General features: G+C 45.2%; 17 protein-coding genes. 15 read left to right on the forward strand and 2 right to left on the reverse strand.

The genetic code is table 11. The annotated features are described in order from the left end of the window. Positions 1-13 precede the first annotated feature (13 nt). The 5 genes from MHH48_RS14900 (at position 14) to MHH48_RS14920 (ending at position 6,277) form a co-directional block, all read left to right on the forward strand. A complete protein-coding gene (locus tag MHH48_RS14900) occupies positions 14-2,935 on the forward strand; it encodes a hypothetical protein (protein WP_076326436.1) in 2,922 nt (973 codons plus the stop codon). Positions 2,936-2,950: 15 nt separating this feature from the next. Then, complete coding sequence (locus MHH48_RS14905; protein ID WP_076326437.1) at positions 2,951-3,310, forward strand: DUF6711 family protein; 360 nt, start codon at positions 2,951-2,953, stop codon at positions 3,308-3,310. A 4-nt stretch (positions 3,311-3,314) separates the two neighbouring features. Beyond that, a complete protein-coding gene (locus MHH48_RS14910; protein ID WP_076326438.1) occupies positions 3,315-5,405 on the forward strand; it encodes a hypothetical protein in 2,091 nt (696 codons plus the stop codon). A gap of 44 nt (positions 5,406-5,449) precedes the next feature. Continuing rightward, complete coding sequence (locus tag MHH48_RS14915) at positions 5,450-5,986, forward strand: stalk domain-containing protein (RefSeq protein WP_076326439.1); 537 nt, start codon at positions 5,450-5,452, stop codon at positions 5,984-5,986. A 69-nt stretch (positions 5,987-6,055) separates the two neighbouring features. Then, positions 6,056-6,277 (forward strand): hypothetical protein, encoded by a 222-nt coding sequence (locus MHH48_RS14920; RefSeq protein WP_076326440.1) that lies wholly within the window; start codon positions 6,056-6,058, stop codon positions 6,275-6,277. Here MHH48_RS14920 and MHH48_RS14925 read toward each other — a convergent pair. After that, entirely contained in the window at positions 6,258-7,076 is an 819-nt protein-coding gene (locus MHH48_RS14925) for a DUF4393 domain-containing protein (protein ID WP_076326441.1), read from the reverse strand. The genes MHH48_RS14920 and MHH48_RS14925 overlap by 20 nt on opposite strands. Positions 7,077-7,158: 82 nt before the next feature. Between MHH48_RS14925 and MHH48_RS14930 the strand changes: the two genes are divergently transcribed. The 4 genes from MHH48_RS14930 to MHH48_RS14945 all read left to right on the forward strand — a co-directional run bounded on the left by MHH48_RS14930 (position 7,159) and on the right by MHH48_RS14945 (position 10,961). After that, a complete protein-coding gene (locus tag MHH48_RS14930; RefSeq protein WP_076326442.1) occupies positions 7,159-7,374 on the forward strand; it encodes a hypothetical protein in 216 nt (71 codons plus the stop codon). Beyond that, the gene (locus MHH48_RS14935) at positions 7,340-9,565 is read left to right on the forward strand and encodes a WD40 repeat domain-containing protein (protein WP_076326443.1); all 2,226 of its coding nucleotides are present in this window, start codon (positions 7,340-7,342) and stop codon (positions 9,563-9,565) included. Before MHH48_RS14930 ends, MHH48_RS14935 begins: the two co-directional genes overlap by 35 nt. A 212-nt stretch (positions 9,566-9,777) precedes the next feature. After that, complete coding sequence (locus tag MHH48_RS14940; RefSeq protein WP_083659857.1) at positions 9,778-10,239, forward strand: phage holin family protein; 462 nt, start codon at positions 9,778-9,780, stop codon at positions 10,237-10,239. Continuing rightward, positions 10,236-10,961, forward strand: a complete 726-nt coding sequence (locus MHH48_RS14945) for an N-acetylmuramoyl-L-alanine amidase (protein WP_076326444.1) — start codon at positions 10,236-10,238, stop codon at positions 10,959-10,961. Before MHH48_RS14940 ends, MHH48_RS14945 begins: the two co-directional genes overlap by 4 nt. Positions 10,962-11,068: 107 nt before the next feature. Here the strand turns inward: MHH48_RS14945 and MHH48_RS14950 are convergent, their stop codons facing one another. Continuing rightward, a complete protein-coding gene (locus MHH48_RS14950) occupies positions 11,069-11,917 on the reverse strand; it encodes an ATP-dependent DNA ligase (RefSeq protein ID WP_076326445.1) in 849 nt (282 codons plus the stop codon). 279 nt (positions 11,918-12,196) lie between these two features. On the opposite strand from MHH48_RS14950, the gene MHH48_RS14955 reads away from it, so the two are divergent. The 6 genes from MHH48_RS14955 (at position 12,197) to MHH48_RS14980 (ending at position 16,013) form a co-directional block, all read left to right on the forward strand. Continuing rightward, complete coding sequence (locus MHH48_RS14955) at positions 12,197-13,264, forward strand: fibronectin type III domain-containing protein (protein WP_076326446.1); 1,068 nt, start codon at positions 12,197-12,199, stop codon at positions 13,262-13,264. Positions 13,265-13,392: 128 nt separating this feature from the next. Further along, entirely contained in the window at positions 13,393-13,773 is a 381-nt protein-coding gene (locus MHH48_RS14960) for a hypothetical protein (RefSeq protein WP_076326447.1), read from the forward strand. Next, positions 13,774-14,112 (forward strand): YolD-like family protein, encoded by a 339-nt coding sequence (locus MHH48_RS14965; RefSeq protein ID WP_083659858.1) that lies wholly within the window; start codon positions 13,774-13,776, stop codon positions 14,110-14,112. A gap of 268 nt (positions 14,113-14,380) precedes the next feature. After that, positions 14,381-14,887, forward strand: a complete 507-nt coding sequence (locus tag MHH48_RS14970; protein WP_076326448.1) for a hypothetical protein — start codon at positions 14,381-14,383, stop codon at positions 14,885-14,887. 238 nt (positions 14,888-15,125) lie between these two features. After that, complete coding sequence (locus tag MHH48_RS14975) at positions 15,126-15,356, forward strand: hypothetical protein (RefSeq protein ID WP_076326449.1); 231 nt, start codon at positions 15,126-15,128, stop codon at positions 15,354-15,356. A 204-nt stretch (positions 15,357-15,560) separates the two neighbouring features. After that, positions 15,561-16,013 (forward strand): VOC family protein, encoded by a 453-nt coding sequence (locus tag MHH48_RS14980; protein ID WP_076326450.1) that lies wholly within the window; start codon positions 15,561-15,563, stop codon positions 16,011-16,013. Positions 16,014-16,512 lie beyond the last annotated feature (499 nt).

The following is a 16,512-nucleotide window of genomic DNA, read 5'->3' on the forward strand; positions in this document are numbered from 1 at the left end:
AGGGGGTGAACAGATGTCAGACGAAGTCGGCAAGGTAAGTCTAGGGCTGGAGCTTGTCGGCGGTACAGATCTAAGCAAGCAGATTACCATGGCCGCAGGCACGATCGGGCAGCAATTGACCAAGTCGCTTCAATCCACATTCGGAGGATTTAGTCTTAAGGGGTTCGCTTCGAACATCTCCCAGACGCTGAAGACAACAACAGAGACCGCCATGAAGGGGATCGTCTCGGGTATGGAGGATTCCGTATCCGCTGTCGAAGGTCGGCTGTTGAAGATGGTCGGCACCGCAGATCAGGCTATGAAAGATTCGATCAAGAGCAGCACAGCCGCTGCTGAATCAGCTATCGACGGAATCCAAGGAAAGCTTGGCAATATGAAGTTGCCCTTGTTTACCCCAACGGATCCCGTACCCCAGCAAGCAGCCACAGCAGCTGCTACGCCTGCGGTGAAAGCTCCTAAAGCGGCAGCCAAGGTAAAAGCTCCTGAAGTGGATGTGGAGGCAGCCAAGGCTGAGATAGAAAAGCTGAATGCCGTCCTAGATAACACCAATGCCAAGATCGAGATCCAGGAGCGCAAGCTGGCCGACCTTAGAGAGGCATATGAGAACACTTTTAACGACGCTCGCAAAAACAAGATACAGGAAAAGATTGTGAATGCAGAGGGGGCACTGCTCCGTCTTACGGCGTCCAGTGACAAGACGGCCCAGCAAATCTGGAAGATTGAAGATAGCTTAAAGGAAGCCGAGAAGGCAGCTGCAGCAGCGGCCAAGCCGATGACGGACCTGGGTACAACGATGGAGCACACCGGGCAGGCTGCGCAGACAACCGCTCAGTCGGTACAAGCGGCAGTCACGCCAACCAAGCAGCTCGGTAAGAACATGATCCAGGCTAATAAGCCGATCCAAGCCGCTAAGGGGAATTTGGATCGTGCCTCCAAAGCGGCAGCGGGGGCAGGAACTTCTTTTAACTCAGCCGGGCGCGGGGCGAACAATATGGGCAATGCGTTTACGCGCTCTATGGGTCGGATACTAAAGCAAGTATTTGTCTTTGCGGTGCTGTATAAGGCTGTTCGGAGTTTTAACGATTACCTGTTCGGAGCCTTAAAAACAAATGATCAATTTGCCGCGTCGCTCAATGCGATCCGAACTAATCTCCGGGTAGCCTTCCAGCCGATCTATGAGGCGATCCTACCGGCGATCAACGCCCTCATGAGCTGGTTAGCCAAAGCGACCGCCTATATCGCGGCCTTTATCTCTGCTCTGTTTGGTAAGACCTATCAACAGTCCTATAAGGCAGCCAAAGGGATCGAGACCGCGCGTAAAGCTATGGAAGGCTATGGCAAGAAAGCCAAGAAGGCGGGCAAGGAGGCCAAGGGTGCACTTGCCAGTTTTGACGAGCTGAACACCTTGGACTTTTCCAAAAACGATGCGGGCGTAGATGACGGCAGCGGCGGGGGTGGCGGGGATGGTTTTAAAATGCAAATGCCGGATATGGACATCGCCGGCATACAGGCCAAAATGGATGAGCTGGCTGCCAAGGTCAAATCTGCTTTTACCACGGCCTGGGAAGGTGTTAAATCCGGATGGGACGGGTTGGTGGCTACGTTCGGGCCGTCCTTCCAGAAAGCTTGGGGTGAGATTTCCCCTGTACTGGACCGTTGGAAAGCGCAGTTTCAAAAGATGTTCACGGATATCATCTCGCTGGGCGAACCGCTTAAGAATTGGATCATAACCGGTCTTGTTCCTTTGTGGCAACAGGGGATTGAGCTTGCGGGGCACGTGCTGGCTGGATTGCTTGATTCGGTTCTGAATGTCGTCACAAGTATTTGGGAGGCGGCGTTCCCGATCCTGGAAAAGTTTGTGAAAGAGGGATTGCCAAGGATCACCGAATTTCTAACGGGTGCGCAGGAAATTTTCAAGAAGCTGTTTGACCTGGTCAAAAAGATTTTCGACGATATCTGGAAAGATGTCATTGATCCAGTCATGAAGCTAATCTCAAAGATTATTCAGGATGCTTTAGACCTCATATATCAATGGTGGGATAAATGGGGCAAGAAGTTAATCAACGGTCTGAAGGAAGCCCTTGATAAACTCAAGGAACTGTGGAATAACCTATGGGAAAATTTCCTGAAGCCTATTACTCAAAGAGCGCTTAAATTCTTGACGGACTTGTGGGATAACCATCTGAAAGACTTGATCAGAGAAGTGCTTGACTTTGTTGGAAAACTGGCTCAAGCAGCACTTGATATTTTCAATGAATTTATCATGCCTATCGTGAATTGGCTCGTGAAGAAACTAGGTCCGATATTCACTGAAATTTTCGATGGCATCATGGATGTTCTGGAAACAGCAATAGGTGCTGTGATTGATGCGGCTAAAGGCATCATCAAAGCATTAGGCGGCATTGTTGAATTTATCGCTGGCGTCTTTACGGGGGATTGGAAACGAGCCTGGGAAGGAATCAAGACCTTTATGAGGGGCATTGGGGACGCGATCGTCGCGATCTTTAAAGGTGCGGTTAATGCCGTGATCGATGCCCTGAATTGGATGATCAGACAAGTTAGCAAGGTCAAGATTGACATACCGGACTGGGTGCCTGGACTTGGCGGCAAAAGCATGGGCTTTAGTATCCCCGAGATCCCAAAACTTGCAAAAGGCGGCCTGGCCTATGGTCCTACGCTTGCCATGGTCGGAGATAATAAAGGAGCGGCAGCGGATCCGGAAGTAATTTCCCCACTGTCCACCCTGCAGGAGATGCTAGGCTCCAGCAATCAGGCCGTGGTCGAAGTACTGACCATGATTCTTGCAGCGTTACAGGATAACAACAAGGGACAGGAAGCGGTGCTCAAGATTGGCGAAACAGAGTTCGGACGAATTGCGGCCCGGGCAATTGGTAGCGCCGAGCGTCAAGCCGGGCGACCTTTGTTTGTCAGATAGGGGGTTATAACCAGAATGCAATTAACGATTAACGGCCAGGCCATTGCGGTGTTCCCGTCTCAGTTTACCGTGACGACTATGGACTTGGATGACGGAGAAAGCACGGTCCGAACAGCGGACGGCACCCTCAACCGGGATCGAATCGCGGTCAAACGGCAGATCGAAATGAGTTGGGGACCGCTGTCCTGGTCCAATATTTCTGCGATTTTAAGGGCTATGGAAAATGTATTCTTTTCGTTTACGTACCCGGATCCGATCACCGGCAAATATGAGACTAAGACCTTTTATGTCGGCAATCGTCCTGCTCCCTTCGCTATCGCCAAGGGTAATGAAATTATGTGGAATGGCCTCAAGGTCACTCTGACGGAGAAGTGATGCTATGTATCCGATATCACCGATCTTTGCAGATCATTTAAAGCGGCATGACAAGCAGTATCTTGTCAAATGCCTGATTGACGGCACGGAGTATACCAGCGGAAACATTGTGGAGTTCAGCATCGAGAACCTGCTGGCTGCCGGGGATGAATTCGAAGTTGGTACGGCCATTCCGAGCAAACTTACATTAAAGCTGCGGTTACCCGATGCCATAAGGTCGAATGCGCAGATTATACCGTACTTGGCTTTGTCCCTGGAGGGGATGACCTGGCTGGAAGCAGAGTATCCTTGGCAGGATATGCATATCCCTTGGACGGCAGGGGGTACGGAGTGGTTACCTTTAGGTGAGTTTTACGTGGACAGCCGGGAGAAGGTTAATGACGTTTGGACGTACACTTGTTACGACAAACTGATTACGGCAGATGTAGCCTATATTTCGCAGCTCCGATATCCCGCGACGCAAAAAGCGGTATTCGATGAGATATGTAACCGGCTTGGCTTTAAGTATGACAGCAGCGTGGTGATCAACTCATCGTATCAGATCCAGGCAGGGCCTGCGGGGTACTCCTGCAGACAGGTGCTGGCCTATATCGCCGGTGCGAACAGTGCCAGCATATACATAGGCAAGGATGGGATTATGCGCTTTAAGCGTTTCGCAGCGGGAGCGCCTGCTGTGTTTAACATGACGACAGCAGATTATGTGAGAGTTAAGCAGACGAACCCGGTCAAGACCTATACCCGGATCGTCGTCACGTATAACACCGAGGACGGCCTGACCTATGAAGCTGGATCCGGAGACGATAACCATACGCTATGTCTCGAAAACCCATTTATGACCCAGGCGCAGGTAAACAATTTGCTTGTGGCCTTAAACGGGCTGTCCTACCTGCCGCTGACGATGGATTCAAGGGGCTTTCCTCAATTTGACCAGGGGGATGTCATCGGCTTGGAACAGCGCGAGGGCAGGAGCTGGCTAGACACGAATACAGCTTGGCAGGATACCGATATCCCATGGGACGGTATTCAGCGTTATGCTTCTTATATCTTGCGGCAGACGTTCAGCTTTAAAGGCGGATTGACGCATAAGATTGAAGCGCCGAGCATGTCAGAGCAGCGCAGTGAGTTTAACCTGGAGGGCAGCTTGTCGCAGCAGGTCAACCGTTTGAACCAGAATACCGTCCGCTACGGCAAGCCTTACTTCGGGGTCACCCACTCCCGGACCGAAGGGATCATAGTCGAACGAGAGGACCATTTATATAAAGGCGTGCTAAACGGCGAGGAACTGAGCTTCTATGCTAACGGCAGCCGAGCCTTATGGTTCGACGTCCCAAGTCGGAAGTTTAAGTTTAACGGAACCCTGGAAGCAGTGGACGGCGTTTTCACAGGCAATTTATCGGCAGCAGGAGGCACGTTTACGGGAACGCTTGTGGGCGTAGACGGGACGTTTAGCGGCACGATCTGGGGCGGTAGCTTTATCGGTGGCAGTATCCAGATAGGTAACTCCTTCTCCGTTAATAATGCCGGTCACATGGTTGCCGTAGGGGCAGAATTCAGTGGGACCATTTCGGCATCGATCATCGAAGGCGGACGAATTTACGGGACCTATATCGAAGGTGCTGACATCTTAGGTAGCCGCATCCGGACAGCCTCCTACGGGGAGCGCATAGAGCTGGATACAGACGGGTTCGTATTTTATGACGCCTACAGCTCAAGACGGGTAGCGCTTGGGACCAATCCGTCAGCAAACATTTCAGGACATACTTATTACAACTCGTCTGGGCAGTCACAGGGCCTAGTCTACGCCATTGATTATGAGTTGCATGTGATTGGGAATAGTGGTTTACGTCTTGGCGCTAACAATGGGGTCATAACTCTTCAAGGACCTGTTGAGTTTAGAGGTTCTGTTTCAGGTCTGAATTTAGGTATAGGCGCAATATCTGGGCTTCAGTATCAACTAGATAGTCTACAATCGCAAATTAGCTCTCTACGAAGTACGTTCAACAGCCATAGGCATTCTGTTACGTTACCAACTCATAACCACGGCCGACAAGAGAACCAAAATTGGGGCGGAACCTTCCCAACTTCGACTCCGTAAGGTATTATTAGAGGATAATTATCCCAACGGAGGTTTTCACAAAAATGAAGAAGTGGGCATATTTATTAGGTGGTTTTGTTATTGGGGCCGTAGTCGTTGCGTCTGGTGATACTGTCATTGCTCAGGTGAAAAGCCTTGTAGGTCAAAAAGTGACAGGTGAATATAAGGTGATTGTCAATGGCAAGGAATTGCAGGACAAAGGAGCCGTGATTAGCGGCAGAACGAACGCGCCGGTCCGGGCTATCTCCGAGTCAATAGGAGCTGATCTGAAAGTGGACAATAAAGCAAAAGTGATTACAATCACGACTGATGAATCACCAGATGCTCATACCCCTGGGGATGGAGCGGGAACAGATGACCATAGAATAACCTCTCTCCAGAATCAAAAATCTTACTTGGAATCCGAAATTAAGGGGCTTGAGGAATCAAAGGGGCGCGAGGAAAAACAATATGCGCTATTAGATGAAGGGTTGCCCAAAGAATTGCTGAGGCAATCACTTGATAGCCTCAATAAACAGATAGACGAAAAAAACACAGCACTGGCTAAAGTCAACTCAGAGCTGGCAGCACTTGAAAAATAACATATCATTTCAAATGGGTCTCATCATTCAGATGGGGCCTTTTTGATTTCATGAAAGGGGCGAGGAGAGATGAGCGAACAAAGAATGCGGGAGATCATTAGGGGAGAGACGAAACGACTGGAAAAGAAAATTGAACAGCTTGAATCTGAGTTGCAGCTTACCAAGCAGCACATGAGCCAGGCTGTTCAACTAATTAGTGATAAGTTTTCGAGTGAACTGGGGCGACTTTTGGATGACTACAAAGAATCCCTTGAAGCTGAGGCACTAGCTATTATCCAAGACAACAAGTAGCGAAGTTTCTTCCCAGAGAGGTGAAGCCCCAAATACCTCTCCTATCCCTGATTCCCACTATTTCTGAGCCATCACTCATTTCTGAAGTACTCGCAGTATCTCTTATAAACTGACAGAAGGGATGGTTTTCAAAAATGGCATACTTATTTTCTTCTAGGTAATGTCTGTCGAAAGTAATCTCGATAATTTTAAGACGTTCCAAATTATCCTGAGATGAAAGATAGTCTCTTTGGCTAGTAAAATCCAGACCAGGAAAAGGGAGTATATTAAGTCCAATCGTGGTAGATCCACTTGCGTTACTTACTGGATGCCTAGTGTACAGATCAATATTTATAATGCCAAACTCATTTTGGTTTTCAACCAAAAATTTTAAATTGGAAGCGTCGAATGGCGATAATTGCTTAATGATTTCAACAAAAGCGGGATGAGCTTTATTTTGATTCCTGCTATCCATAGAAGAAGAGATTAGTTTTGCAAACATTTCACTGATATTCTCATCGTCAATATAGTACTTAGCGGATTCCAGAGCAGGACCAACTATATTTAGTGGCGGTTCGACGAGATTTTCCGAAGGGATTTTTGAAAGTTTTTCTTCAAGATTCTTGCGGAAATGATGGATCCTTGGTTCTAGTGAAGCTCGAGCAGCATGAATAGGGGAAAAAACTAACCAAAATAAGTTCGCTAATCCTTCACCTAGTTCAGATGTCGGCTTATCAAATGAGTTATCTAAAAACTTATCTACCGGGACACCTGCATCTTTAGCCGCTTTAACGGTGTTCGCAATTTCTTCTATATTCATGATATAGAACCTCCTTACAGTCGTGATGAAGATCATTTCGACAAAAAGGGAGGTTTTTCCTTTAAGAAAGAAGGTGAATTCGTTGGCCCATATACAGCCCGTTGTCCGTTGTGAGATTGATCCAACCAAGCCAGTGCCCGAGATCTGCGCGGTGATCATGGCCGTCATGCCCTACCATCCAGGACAGGAAGAAGCGATCTTGCAGGGGATAAAGGATGCAGTCGAACAGCGTTTAGTACAATTGAAAGGAGCTGAAGCTCAGCATGGCGAACCGATACGCAAATCTGGTCGGGACTAAAAAGATCAGTGAAGACTTTAATAACATTAACATCGGCTTTGACAAAGTACAGGAAGACATGGACACCAACAAGGGAACGGCTGACACCCACATCAAAAATGCCGATATTCATGTAACGGCAGCCAAGAAAGCTGAATGGGATGGTAAAGCTCCAGGCAGCACACAGGTGGATCTTAAGGCACATACCGATAATGCTGATATCCATGTGACAAAAGCTAAAAAAGAGGAATGGGATGGCAAGGCGCCCGGCAGCTTGCAAGAGGAAGTCGATAACCACATAGCTGATAAGGTTGCGCACCTTACCAAGCAGGAGCATGACAAGTTAACCGAGTTGAAAGAAGGAGGGGAACCTAACCAGAACGCATTTGCTCGGGTTAACGGGCTGGAAGCCGTAACTACATCTGATGAATTTACTATCGTTGGCGATGTTGGGATTGACGTAACAACGAACCCTTTGGATAAATCAATCCACCTTACTGTAAATGGAGAATCCACACCAGGTAAGCACGGGGTAACACATGACATTGGCGGCTCCGACCCGATCCCGGGACTAGCCCAAGCGGTGATCGATGCAACCGACGCTAAAACAAAAGCGACGCAAGCGTTAGCAGTGGCAAATGCTGCAGAAACCCCAGCGGGAGCGCAAGGAAAGGCAGACGCAGCACAAGCGGCCGCAGAAGAGTACGCCAAGGAACAAGACGAATTAATGAAGTCGGATTATGTAAGGAATCCTGGATATGCTACCACGGCCGGTACAGCTGAATCTTACATTGTGACACTCGACCCGATGCCTACCGTACTGGCAGATGGATTCGGGATTACTATCGTGCCTCATGTGGATTGTGCTAATAGCCCAACGCTTAATGTCAATAGTATGGGAGCAACGCCGCTCAAAAAAAAGAATGGATCTGTTTATGCTGCAGGTGATTTATTAGCGGGTAAACCGTACTCTTTCCGCAAAATTGGACCGGATTTTTTAGTCGATAGTAGCGGTGAGGAGGTGATTATACAAGGACAGGTTGAGTATAATGTTGAATATGCCGAAAACATCGAAAAAAATAGTCCAATTGTTGTTCGTAAGTCAGGAGATACATTCACAAAACTCCCAAACCCCGATACACTACCTAAAGGTGCTGCATATAATGCTAGTTTTGCATCGGATGGGAAATATTTAGCTGTTGCAAACTATGGGAACCCTAGCGTTACAATTTATAAGCGCTCTAGAGATACATTCACAAAACTTCCTGATCCTGTTTCTTTACCAGATGGTGGTGCATCGGATGTTGAATTTTCAAAGGATGGGATTTATCTAGCTACTTCCCCTTATGGTTCGAATATTGTCACAATATTTAAACGTTCAGAAGATATGTTTACAAAATTGGTGGAGATTGCATCATCTTTTTCTACTGATAATTCATATATAGAATTAAGGTTTTCTCCAGATGGCGTATACTTAGTTATGACCAGTAGAGGATGGCCATTTTTAGAAATATACAAACGCTCTGGGGATAGCTTTACAATGCTAAATTATCCATCATATATGCCCTATAATGAAACTTATAGTGCTGACTTTTCTCCAGATGGAGTATACTTAGCTGTTACAAATTATTCTGATCCAAGACTGATAATCTATAAGCGTTCAGGAGATACGTTCACAAAACTTCCAAATCCTGCTTCAATGCCCCCCTCCGCAAGAGACGTTGCTTTTTCACCCGATAATGTATATTTAGCTGTTACTAACTACGATGATACATCTGGGCTTACAATTTATAAGCGCTCTGGAGATACATTCACAAAACTTCCTGATCATGTTTCAATACCATCCGATTATCCAGAATGTATTATATTTTCACCAGATAGTAATTATCTAATTGTAGGATCTGATGAAACACCTTTCATTACAATTTATAAGCGTTCAGGAGATACGTTCACAAAACTTCCAAACCTTGCTACACTACCATCATCAAGAGTAAATGACTTTGCTTTTTCTTCTGATGGAACTTACTTAGCTGTTGCGATACAGCGTTCACACTATTTTTCTGTATATAAAAAATTGATGCAGGCATTTAATTTAAGGAACATCGTAGATTTAAATTCAAGATCTGATACAGCTATGATAGGTTACTCAAAGGAACAGGGAAATGAAGGAGAAACCAAAAAAATCATTGCGATTATAGGGGGAAACCAATGAAGTTCTGGGTACAGCTAGATAATAGTAACACCATAACCGACTGCATTGAGAATGAGCATAAGAGCTATAAAGAAGTTGACCTTCCCTTACCTAAGTAGCGATGGCTAGCCGCTGTTGATATCATGTAACCAGTAACGCCGAATAGGCGTTTTTATTTTGCCCTCAGAACCGATCTGGGGGCTATTTAATTCGTGAAGAGAGGTGGATTTAACATGTTGAACCAATTGAAGCATTTAGGGGATACAGTGTTGTCGGCTGCTGCTGGCGCATCAGGCAAGGAAGCAGTGACAGGCGGAGTTGTAGCGGTGCTAGGGCTACTTGCTACACTGTTAGGCGGCTGGGATAAGCCTCTGCAGATCTTAGTTGTCCTTATGGTTGCTGATTACATCACTGGCATTTTGGGAGCAGTGAAGACGAAGGCGGTTAATAGCGAGGTTATGTTTTGGGGCGGGATCCGGAAGATTACGATCCTTTTTGTGGTCGGCCTAGCCGTGCTTATTGACGGGTGGGTCGGCGGGGATTCGGCCGTATTCCGCACGTTGGCCGTCTATTTTTACGCGGGTCGTGAAGGTTTGTCAGTAATGGAGAATCTAGGGATACTTGGCGTGTACATTCCGCCAAAAATTAAAGAGTTCCTAGAACAGCTCAACGAGAAGGGAGAGGCTAAGCAATGAAGAAGGTATGGATTGATGCTGGTCATGGCGGCAAGGATCCGGGAGCAGCCGGGAATGGGCTGCAGGAAAAGGACATCGTTCTTACGGTGTCCTTGGGCGTAAAGAAGCACTTGGAATCCGAATATGAGGGCGTAAAGGCTCATCTGACACGTAGCACGGATGTATTTCATGAGCTCAAAGATAGGACGAATGCAGCTAATAAAGCCGGGGCAGATATCCTTGTCTCCGTCCATTGTAATGCCGGTGGCGGCGCTGGCGGGTTCGAGTCTTTCAGGTATACCAATGCTTCAGCAGCTTCTCGGTCCTTGCAGAACGTGCTGCATACCGAGATTATGGCGGCCCTTAAGCCGTTTGGTGTAATCGATCGTGGCCAGAAAGCGGAGAACCTGCACATGTGCCGTGAATCTAAGATGCCGGCCGTCCTTACGGAAAATCTGTTTATCGATGTGGCTGCAGATGCAGCCAAGCTGAAGCGTCAGGATGTCATTGCCGCTTTGATTGCCGGACATGTCGCCGGGATCGCGAAATATCTCGGACTCAAGAAAAAGGAGGAAAAACCTGTGAGTAACACAAACCGCGATATTAATGTGGTTAGCCCTTGGGCGGCATCTGCGTGGGAAGCAGCGACAAAGCTAGGATACTTTGATGGAACGCGCCCCGGTTCACCCATTGCACGTGAAGAATTGGCTATTGTCATAATGCGAATGGAAAATAAGAAGTGATTTACAAATTGTCCCAATTGGTTTATGATTAAGTTACAAAACCGATGGCATCGGTAAAAAGAACCTCGCTGGCTAAGGCTGGCGAGGTTCTTTTTTTATATTTCGTCTCATCCTATGAGTTCCGTTAATACTGGCGTCCGCAACATCCCCGATTTGAACCAGTTTCTAAATTTCACACGCCCCCGGATAACTGGCGTCAAATGCACGAAATTTTTGTCCTCGCCTGTTACTAGAGATAGACTCTTCGAATAGAACTCTTTCCTGGTTGCTTGTGTTGCGTATTCAACGATTCCAGCCGGCCGAAGACCACCCGACTCATTCTGAACCGCGGCAAGTAATCCGAATTCGTTTTTTCGATACCCGGTTATGATCACATCAGTATACGACCAATTGATAACCTTCTGCCAGGCTGGTGATCGACGGCTTACATAAAGACTATTCTTCCGTTTGCCAACCATCCCTTCGAGTTTACGAGATACCATCTGTTCAAACAACGCCTCGCCCGCGCCTTCCACGAAAGGAATGACGCCGAATTGCTGATTCGGCATATTTAAGCCGGCAAGAATCTCTTTTCGCTGCATCAGCGGTAGCTTCCTCAGGTCCTGACCTTTATACTGCAGGATATCGAACACCACATATGTTACGGGTGACGTCGCGGTCAGTTCCTTGATGCGGTGATCCTTCTTAGCCTTGAAACGAGTCATGACTTCCTCAAAGTCTACACCGTCTGGACCGGTACATGCCACTTCGCCGTCCAGGAGGATATCGTGGTCAAACGGCGCAAGCAACTCGGGGTATTGCTGGGTACATTCCGTTTCATGACGGGTGTATAGTCTGATCCGGTCGGCCTTTTGAGAGAACAGGAGCCTGTGTCCGTCAATCTTTGGTTCAAAGATATCTCGGGGATCGGAAAACGGTACTGGGGCAGTTGCGAGTAGCATTGGTTCAATAAACATAGAAACACCTCTGTTTCGATTATATTATCTTTGTACAGTTAAAAGAGGTGGTGAATTATGTGCAAAAAAGAGCTCGTCTTGTTCAATTCAAATTGAAGTTAGACACAGAATTAACAATCTGTCAGCTAAAAATGTATATTTTTGTATTTTAATATCCAAATAAAAAATAAAAATGTGATTATATTGATATTTTTGATATATTTGCAAGCATATGTTTAGACATAAGTGATAACTTCATATATTTTGAACTGTATAAAGTGATTTGAGAGGGGTTTATCAATGTTAAAAAAGGTAACGGGTTTTATTCTTTCTATCTTTCTTCTAAGTACTGTATTATTTCCTGCAATGACAGAAGCAGCCACAGTAGGCAAAACAATTGACGGTATGCTTGGATTTTCCCCGCCTGATGGTACAAAGGCATCTGCGAATGCAAATTATGGGCAAGCTTACTCTGCGGATAAAGCTATTGATAAAACTCTAGGGACATATTGGAACTCTGGAAGTGTTAAGGGACATTTAGAGCTCACATTTCCCCATCCTGTAGAATTGAATTTTATTCAAGTTGCTACTAATGTCAGACCAGCATCTGGTCAAACATATACTGTCTATGGATTAGTGAATGGACAATGGACACCTATAAGCCCTCCGACAGTTGCGAGTGCTTCATTCGAAAGTCCAAATATCTTAAATCCTATACCGGTTGACCAGGGAAATTATGATGGAATAAAACTTGAAATTACTGCAGCTAAATCTTGGGTAGCAGTAAATGAGATAACTGTTGGTATAAATGAAAAAATCACTCTTGTTGCTGAAGGTAAGGATTCGTCCGTTAGATTAGACTGGAACTCCGTAGCGAATGCAGACGAATACAAGATTGAGTATGGGACAGAATCAGGAAAGTACACAAGTAATTTAACAGTGACCAAAGATGTTTACTCTAATTATGTGATTCCAAATTTAATAAACGGAACAACTTACTATTTTCAGGTAAAATCTATTGTTAATGGAGTTGAGACCATCATATCGAATGAAGCTGTTGCAACTCCAAAAAAACCTGAAGAACCAGGTACAGAAAATCCTGGACCTGAGGAACCTACAAATCCTGAGATACCTGCAGGTGATAGAGCTATCCTAGTCGTGACCATGGTAAATGGCCTGGAGAAGGAATATGATCTATCTATGACTGAAGTGAATTCCTTCATTAATTGGTATGATAAAAAAGATGGCGGAACCGGCCCATCCAAATATGCAATCAATAAACACAAAAACAACATCGGGCCTTTTAAGAACCGGATCGATTATGTCATCTTCAACAATATTTTGTTTTTTGAAGTCAATGCCTATTAACTAATGAGATTGAAACAGCTTCTGCTTCGGCAGTAGCTGTTTTTTATTTGGCGTAAATTTACATTGATCAAGGAACGAATGTTCGCATATAATACAAACAAATGTTCTTATGATTCGGGGTGAAAAACTTGGGTGTTGGTCTGAAGCCGGATGAATCAAAATTAGTGAAGGATTTTATCTTGTTGCCCCTCTTGCTCGATGTGCTGGAGAATGATCGTGGTATCTTGTCTGCTGCAGCGCTAAAGATGCCTGTGATAAGCAACACCATAATCGATCGATTGCAAAAGGCAGCTTTAGCCGATTTGGCTCAGGTGCGCAGAAACATGCGTGAGAGAGGATTGAAGGTGTACGAAGATCGGAAGACTCGTCTTGGTGTGGAGGCTGAATTTTTATGTAGAGGATATCACCACAAATTGTCCATGCTATGGGGACTGGTTGAATCCGAGATTGAACAAAGGTCTTACACTTATTTGGGTTTAGATATTGCTGACAAGGGGAGGGAGTTTTAATTGACAACACGCAAAAAGCTTGAGGGTAACGGTCTTTGGGAGTCCAGCCGGATGATGCTGCCGGAGCATAAGGAGACCATAATTCGGAGACAGCTCGAAGAGGGGAGGAAGGATAAGCCGGTCCTTGATCCGCAGGAAATGGAATTGATTGAACAAGCACTGGCAGAGTCTTTTCATGGTCACCATACCATTACAGTAAGGTTGTTTGATGAGTATGAAGATACGGAGTTAACAGGTATTGTCGTACTGATCCATACGATCAGACGAGAAATCAAATTGTCCATTGCTGAAGGTGACTGGCATTGGATTAAGATTGATGAGATTGTTTCTGCAAATTGAAAATACTCTGCAAATGATAATCCCGCTGGCTTAGGCTGACGGGTTTCTTTTTGCTGAGTAAAAAAAATCCCACTTACCTTAATCGGCGGTGGGATTTTTTTTATATGTGTTTCTACTTGCCCACAACTTGCCCACAAAACATATCCACTTTTGCACTCTTCATAACCCTTATAAAAGCGTGAAGACCGCATAGATAAAGGGTTTCATGTTTTTGAAACGAATAACATATACATAATATCTTAAGAGCTATCTAAGGCTGGGTCGTTCCGTGAATACAAGAACGTTAGGTGAAATCAACGCAAAAAAGGAGGTGAAAATCCTGGAAAGACTAAGGAGATTTTTCAAAGTATCACGGATATTAATCATAATTTTTGTTTTGTCTATACTCGGATTAATCCTCTATTTCACTTACCCATTAAAGATTCAAATTGTATTACAACATACGGATAATATTGAGAGGATTCATGTTATTTATATTTCTAATGGTAACTCTACTGAATACTTGTTATCCAAAGATCAGGGGATAAACTTTGATGAGGTAATTCAAATATTAGGTGCGATTACATACACTAGAAAATTCAATACATTTCGAGGCGGGTTTGGTGATGTAATTATCATGACAGTCGTTTATAGGGAAAAGGATGGAGTAAGTAATAACTACTCTGTTGATATTCGTGAATTGGGGATCATTATTAGTCATGAAAAGGAATATAGAATGAACGGGGATTCAAAGGAAATAATAAATAAACTTGTTGATTGGATAACGAGTCAATGAAAGTAAACTCAAGGATGGCGTAGACTCCAATAACACGGTATCAACGCTACGATCCATTCGGCTCTTGGTTCGCGAGATGAGGAATACAGGAAGTGAATTCAGCGAACAACCCTGAGAGGCTAAGTCCGTCGGACCTGGTCGCGTGTGCCCCCTTAAGCTTCTCGGGTTCGTAGATACAAGAACGTTAACTGAAATTCCGGCAAGATTAGGTTGTAGATAAAGTCAGGGGGAAGTTGTTATGCCGTGGCCAATGGTTCACTTTATGATATCTCAACAACTATATTTGGGAAATCCAACACCGAACTTATTGTTAGGCAGTATTGCACCTGATGCTGTACATGTTAGAGGAAACATCACACGAGAAGAAAAAGGTTCTACTCATCTCGTACAAGAAGGAATCTTGCCAAAAAAAGAACTGATATTTGAGAAGTTCAAAGAGTATTTACTAATGCGATCGGAGCCAGAGTAAGTCTAACGATCCGTTCCCTTTGGTCACTTAAGCCGCTTGAACGTTAGGAATACGAGAACGTTATATGACATACCCGAGAACCCAATTTCACATTTTCCAATACTATGAATTGTTACAAAGCATTTGTTTTAGAATTAAATAATTATTCCTTGAAAAATATTGAAGATGATCAGATAGTAAATTTGTACACGAGGAGATAAAACTATGATAAAAAACAAATTACTAAGAATGGACAATGTCGGCATCGTTGTAGAATCCCTTGATGACGCGATCTCTTTCTTCGAGGAGATTGGCTTGAACCTCGAAGGGCGAGCCACTGTCGAAGGTGAATGGGCTGGTCGCGTAACCGGACTAGGTTCTCAGTGCGTAGAGATTGCTATGATGGTTACCCCAGATGGGCACTGCCGACTTGAACTTTCGAGATTTCTCACCCCGCCTACTATATCAGATCACCGGACTGCTCCTGTTAACTCCCTCGGTTATCTACGCGTTATGTTTACAGTTCAAGACATTGACGAAATGGTATCCAGACTCACTAAGTATGGTGCGCAGCTCGTTGGCGAAGTGGTTCAGTACGAGGACTCGTATCGGCTCTGCTACATTCGAGGAATCGAAGGACTTCTAATCGGTTTGGCGGAACAACTCGGTAACAAATAAGTAGGTGACGGTTTATAAAAGGCATTTACTGGAATATAATGTAATAGAGTGAAAATAGAAACAGAAGACAGTGTGAAAGTAACTCGAAGAAGTCAGGTGCCTCAAATAACACTATATTCACACTTCGGGCATTCGCCCCTCAGTCCGGCTGATTATAACACCGTTTTCCTGCATCACGGCCTACGCCGCTCGGTCCGCCCGATGATTTTCGTAGAATTGAATTCAGGCAGACACTCCTGCGAGACTAAGTGGCGAAGCCACCCAGTCGCATACGCTCCTTTAAGTCTCTCGAGTTCAGGAACACAACAACGTTAGGTGAAATAACCGACAGAGAAAGAGAAAATTATCAGTGATCAAATTTTCTAAAATCTTTATCATGTTCATACTAATCTTATCTTGCACATCTTGTAATCAAAATAATAAACAGAATATCTATGAAGAGTGGCTTTTTTAATTGAAATCCCCTTCCCGACGAGTTTACAAGGCAGAATACGTTGCA

The sequence above is a fragment of the Paenibacillus sp. FSL F4-0100 genome (genome assembly GCF_037993005.1).
In the GTDB taxonomy this organism is placed as follows: Bacteria; Bacillota; Bacilli; order Paenibacillales; family Paenibacillaceae; genus Paenibacillus_AQ.

Excerpts from the sequence above, each read along its gene's own strand:
- MHH48_RS14900 (WP_076326436.1), top strand. The coding sequence starts at position 14 with ATGTCAGACGAAGTCGGCAAGGTAAGTCTAGGGCTGGAGCTTGTCGGC.
- MHH48_RS14905 (WP_076326437.1), top strand. The coding sequence starts at position 2,951 with ATGCAATTAACGATTAACGGCCAGGCCATTGCGGTGTTCCCGTCTCAG.
- MHH48_RS14910 (WP_076326438.1), top strand. The coding sequence starts at position 3,315 with ATGTATCCGATATCACCGATCTTTGCAGATCATTTAAAGCGGCATGAC.
- MHH48_RS14915 (WP_076326439.1), top strand. The coding sequence starts at position 5,450 with ATGAAGAAGTGGGCATATTTATTAGGTGGTTTTGTTATTGGGGCCGTA.
- MHH48_RS14920 (WP_076326440.1), top strand. The coding sequence starts at position 6,056 with ATGAGCGAACAAAGAATGCGGGAGATCATTAGGGGAGAGACGAAACGA.
- MHH48_RS14925 (WP_076326441.1), bottom strand. The coding sequence starts at position 7,076 with ATGAATATAGAAGAAATTGCGAACACCGTTAAAGCGGCTAAAGATGCA.
- MHH48_RS14935 (WP_076326443.1), top strand. The coding sequence starts at position 7,340 with ATGGCGAACCGATACGCAAATCTGGTCGGGACTAAAAAGATCAGTGAA.
- MHH48_RS14940 (WP_083659857.1), top strand. The coding sequence starts at position 9,778 with ATGTTGAACCAATTGAAGCATTTAGGGGATACAGTGTTGTCGGCTGCT.
- MHH48_RS14945 (WP_076326444.1), top strand. The coding sequence starts at position 10,236 with ATGAAGAAGGTATGGATTGATGCTGGTCATGGCGGCAAGGATCCGGGA.
- MHH48_RS14950 (WP_076326445.1), bottom strand. The coding sequence starts at position 11,917 with ATGTTTATTGAACCAATGCTACTCGCAACTGCCCCAGTACCGTTTTCC.
- MHH48_RS14955 (WP_076326446.1), top strand. The coding sequence starts at position 12,197 with ATGTTAAAAAAGGTAACGGGTTTTATTCTTTCTATCTTTCTTCTAAGT.
- MHH48_RS14975 (WP_076326449.1), top strand. The coding sequence starts at position 15,126 with ATGCCGTGGCCAATGGTTCACTTTATGATATCTCAACAACTATATTTG.
- MHH48_RS14980 (WP_076326450.1), top strand. The coding sequence starts at position 15,561 with ATGATAAAAAACAAATTACTAAGAATGGACAATGTCGGCATCGTTGTA.